Annotated in this window: 6 protein-coding genes; 5 read left to right on the top strand and 1 reads right to left on the bottom strand. The window is 70.3% G+C overall.

Features of this window, described 5'->3' with window-relative positions; genetic code table 11:
- Nucleotides 1–7: 7 nt before the first annotated feature.
- The gene (locus L7D48_RS26440; RefSeq protein WP_237883240.1) at nt 8–448 is read right to left on the bottom strand and encodes a MarR family winged helix-turn-helix transcriptional regulator; all 441 of its coding nucleotides are present in this window, start codon (nt 446–448) and stop codon (nt 8–10) included.
- Nucleotides 449–535: 87 nt separating this feature from the next.
- Between L7D48_RS26440 and L7D48_RS26435 the strand changes: the two genes are divergently transcribed.
- The 5 genes from L7D48_RS26435 to dnaK form a co-directional block, all read left to right on the top strand.
- Entirely contained in the window at nt 536–946 is a 411-nt protein-coding gene (locus L7D48_RS26435; RefSeq protein ID WP_237883238.1) for a nuclear transport factor 2 family protein, read from the top strand.
- A 200-nt stretch (nt 947–1,146) separates the two neighbouring features.
- A complete protein-coding gene (locus tag L7D48_RS26430; RefSeq protein ID WP_237883236.1) occupies nt 1,147–1,791 on the top strand; it encodes a hypothetical protein in 645 nt (214 codons plus the stop codon).
- A gap of 145 nt (nt 1,792–1,936) precedes the next feature.
- Nucleotides 1,937–2,818, top strand: coding sequence for a helix-turn-helix transcriptional regulator (locus L7D48_RS26425; RefSeq protein WP_237883234.1), 882 nt, complete (start codon nt 1,937–1,939; stop codon nt 2,816–2,818).
- On the top strand, nt 2,815–3,000 hold the full coding sequence (locus L7D48_RS26420) for a DUF397 domain-containing protein (RefSeq protein ID WP_237883233.1): 186 nt from the start codon (nt 2,815–2,817) through the stop codon (nt 2,998–3,000). The genes L7D48_RS26425 and L7D48_RS26420 overlap by 4 nt, the downstream gene beginning before the upstream one ends.
- A 244-nt stretch (nt 3,001–3,244) precedes the next feature.
- Nucleotides 3,245–4,409: molecular chaperone DnaK (gene dnaK, locus L7D48_RS26415; protein ID WP_237883231.1), on the top strand; the 1,165-nt coding region annotated here is incomplete at its 3' end.

The following is a 4,409-nucleotide window of genomic DNA, read 5'->3' as shown; positions in this document are numbered from 1 at the left end:
GGGGGGATCAGTGTGGTTCGTGGTGGGCGAGGACGCGGCCGAGCAGACGGGTCAGGGTCTGCCGGTCCTCGGCCGACAGCGGCCCGAGCAGGTCGTCCTGCACCCGGTCGAGCACCTCGTCCATGCGCCGAAGCTGCCGCAGGCCGTCCTCGGTGAGCGTCACCCTGTTGCGCCGCCCGTGGTCCGGGTCCGGCGTCCGCTCGACGAATCCCCGCCCGGCCAGTTCGCCGACGGCCGCCACGACGTCGCTGCGGTCGACACGGCACCGGCGGCCGAGCTCGGCCTGACTCGCGGGCCCGAACTCGTGCAGGGCGGCCAGGATGCGGTAGTGGTACCCGCGCGCCTCGGCGGCCGCGAAACCCTCGAAGACCAATCGGCGTACATGTACGGCGAGTTGGCTGATCAGCCAACTCGGCTTCGTCGTCAGGCGCTCGGGGGGCTCGTCCATGGCGACCACTCTAAAAGGTGTTGGTCAAACCAACAAAGTGCTTTATGTTGGTCGCACCAACATTTCTTCTGTCGCAAGGGGGATGCCGTGTCCGACGACACCCGGACCGCCGACCGCATCGAGATAGCCGACCTGTTCGCCCGTCTGGGCAACCTGCTGGACGAACAGCGCCACGAGGACGCCCGCACCGTCTACAGCGACGACGTCGTGGTGCGCTCACCGCGCGGCGAGGTACACGGTCTGGACGAGCTGACCGCCCATCTGAAGCAGAACCGCGTCGAGGGGGAGCGCACCCAGCACGTGTACGGGAGCGTGCTGGTGAGCGTGGACGGCGACCGCGCCGAGGCCACCGCGAACCAGATCGTGTACTTCTACCGCGACGGCGAACCGCCCCACCGCACGAGCGGTGTGCGAGTGGCGGGCACCGCCGTACGGACCCCGGCGGGCTGGCGGCTCGATGCCACGCGGATCGAGCTCGCCTGGATGCGGGAGAGCTGACGGGAGGGGGCGGGTCCGGAGCCACCCCTTGCCGCTCTCCCGGTCCGGACGCCGGGCGGGCCGAGGTTTAGCGTGGTGCGGTGAACGAGGGCGCGGGCGGACCCGCGGCCGTGCGGTGACAAGGGATGCGGGGGGATTCGAAGGTGGCGGGGAAAGCCGGAGCGCGGGTGCGGCGTGGGATCGTCGGCGGTGGAGTGGCGGTGGCCGCACTGACGGTCCTGGCCACGGCGGGGTGGTACGGCTATGTGTGGCTGGCCGAACCGATGGACGTCCTGTCGAGCACCGGCGAGGTCGACGCGGCCAGCCGTGAGGCCGGGCCGGAGGGAGAACGCCGCCTGGAGGAGATCGTCGACCGCCTGCCGGGCGTGTCACGGCAGCTCGGCACCGCCGCGAAGGACCACTGCCTGCGCCACCCCGCCTTCGAGGGCGAGCCGCCCGGCCCGCTGGGCTGCCAGTGGCGGCTGGAGCGGTATGTCGTCCTCGACGGCGACCCGGAGGAGGTCGGCGAGAAGTGGACGGAGGTGCTCGGCGAGGACCGGTGGACCGGCTCGCCGGAACCGCTGCCCCTGAACTTCTCCCCTTCCTCCGAACGGTACGAGTACCGCGACGCGCGCACCCGCGACCACCTCGTCGTCACACTGGTCCGGGACGGCGCCGACCTGCCGCTGCTGTACGCCTCGCCCAGCATCGAGCCGTTCGTCGAACACGAGCGGGAGCGACAGGACTTCAGCGGGCGGGATGCGGCGCGGGAGGCGGTGGCGGAAGGGCGCCGGGTCGCCAGGGTCTCGCTGATGCACGCCTACTACGGCCAGGAGGGCGAGGCCCCCTTCGAGCCGCTGCGCTGACCGTCCGCGCCTCGGCGGCGGGACGCGTACGCCGGGTTACCGTACGCGCACTCCGGGTGGACGGCGTGCGGCCCTTTCGGCAACTCTGGGCGGGTTCGGCCGCGGGGGAGACCGCGCGTACAGCACAGCACCGGGAGGGCCGCCCATGACCACAGACGACGCCTGCGCCACGGAGGAAGTGGATCCGGGAACGGACCCGGGAGTGGACCTGGGAGGGGAGCCGAACCCCTCGAGCAGTCTGCGCACCTTCGGCGCGGTCGTCCAGGCACTGCGCGAGCACGCCGGCCTCAGCCGCGCCGAACTGGGCGCCTGGGTGCGGTACTCCAAGCACACGGTGGCCTCGGTGGAGCTGGGCCGCCGTATGCCCGACGAGTCGTTCGTGGAACTGGCCGAGGTCGCCCTCGGCAACACCGGCGCCCTGCGCAAGGCCGCCAAGTACCTGACGCGCGGCGAACCGGGCCTGGCCGCCTGGTTCCGCCAGTGGGCCCGCCTGGAACGGCTGGCGGTGAGCCTGGCCACGTACGAGTGCAGGCTGGTGCCTGGGCTGCTGCAGACGGAGGGATACATGCGTGCCCTCTGCGAGAACGACATCCCACCCCTCACGGACGAGGACCTGGAAGCCACCGTGCGAGCCCGTCTGGAGAGGCAGCGGTTGCTCCACGAGAGGCCCGGCACCACCTTCGACTTCATCGTCGAGGAGGCCGTCTTCATGCGTCGTCTCGGCGGGACCGAGGTCACCCGCGAATTGCTCGACCACATCCTCGGCCTCATCTCCCGGCGTAACGTGACACTCCAGGTCATGGCTGCGGACAGCGAGCAACACGCCTGCCTCGCCGGTCCCGTCCGGCTGCTTGAGACACCGGACGGACAGTGGTTGGCGTACTCGGAGGGACAGGAGAACGGGCGCCTGATCGCTGACCGGAAAGAGGTGAGCCGCATCCAGAAGCGCTATGCGAGACTGCGCTCGCAGGCCCTGTCCCCGAAAGAGTCCGCGGGCCTGCTGGAGCGGATGCGAGGAGAGTTGTGAGGACGACGGAACTCGGCTGGTTCAAGTCCAGCTACAGCAGCGCCCAGGGCGATGACTGCGTGGAGGTCGCCGTCACCGAGCAGGCCGTGCACGTGCGGGACTCCAAGGACGTGAGCCGCCCGGCCCTCGCGGTCGGCCGCGAGGGCTGGGGCCGGTTCGTGCGGCACATAACGGGGGAGTAGCGCGGGACGAGTCCCGGCGGAAAAGGCTTCGATGCGGCGGGCGGCACCCCACGGGGTGCCGCCCGCCTCGTCATGTCCGGACGGCGGCCAGGGATTGATACGGCTCCTGCGGTGAACGTGCCGGTTGCGCGGGGCTGCGCTTGACTTGAGTCGGCTCAAGTTTTATGCAGGAGATACAGGCATAAGATGCCCGGTTCCCGCACCGTGCGCCGGTGGGCGGCGGTGGTGAGAGGAGGGACCACAAGTGGCACGAGCGGTAGGCATCGATCTGGGCACCACCAACTCCGTGGTGTCCGTGCTGGAGGCCGGCGAGCCCACGGTCGTCGCCAACGCCGAGGGCGCCAGGACCACCCCGTCGGTGGTGGCGTTCGCCAAGAACGGCGAGGTGCTGGTGGGCGAGGTCGCCAAGCGGCAGGCGGTGACGAACGTGGAGCGCACCGTCCGCTCGGTCAAGCGGCACATGGGCGAGGAGGGCTGGCGCTTCCCCGCCACGGGGGACGTGGACGGCAGGCGGTACGCCGCCCAGGAGATCTCCGCGCGGGTGCTGCAGAAGCTGAAGCGGGACGCCGAGGCGTACCTGGGCGAGAAGGTCACCGACGCGGTGGTCACCGTCCCCGCCTACTTCAACGACGCCCAGCGCACGGCGACGAAGGAGGCCGGGGAGATCGCGGGCCTGAACGTCCTGCGGATCATCAACGAGCCGACCGCCGCCGCCCTGGCGTACGGCCTGGAGAAGGAGGACCAGACGGTCCTGGTCTTCGACCTCGGCGGCGGCACCTTCGACGTCTCGCTGCTGGAGATCGGCGAGGGCGTGGTGGAGGTGAAGGCCACCAACGGCGACACGCACCTGGGCGGTGACGACTGGGACCAGCGGATCGTCGACCACCTGGTCAAGCAGTTCAAGAACGCCTACGGGGTCGATCTGGCCAAGGACAAGATGGCCGTCCAGCGGCTGCGCGAGGCGGCGGAGAAGGCGAAGATCGAGCTGTCCTCCGCCACCGAGACGACCATCAGCCTGCCCTATGTCACCGCCTCGGCCGAGGGTCCGCTGCACCTGGACGAGAAGCTCACCCGGGCCCGGTTCCAGGAGCTGACCGCCGACCTGCTGGAGCGCTGCAAGGGGCCCTTCCACCAGGCCGTGAAGGACGCCCGGGTCTCGGTCTCCGACATCGACCACGTGGTGCTGGTCGGAGGATCCACGCGGATGCCCGCGGTGACGGACCTGGTCCGCGATCTCACCGGCAAGGAGGCGAACAAGGGCGTCAACCCCGACGAGGTCGTGGCGATCGGTGCCTCGCTGCAGGCCGGTGTCCTCAAGGGCGAGGTCAAGGACGTCCTGCTGCTGGACGTCACCCCGCTGTCCCTGGGCATCGAGACCAAGGGCGGCATCATGACCAAGCTGATCGAGC

Source organism: Streptomyces sp. ICN903, from assembly GCF_022015835.1.
GTDB lineage: Bacteria > Actinomycetota > Actinomycetes > Streptomycetales > Streptomycetaceae > Streptomyces > Streptomyces fenghuangensis.
This window is presented reverse-complemented; position numbering and strand designations above follow the sequence as displayed.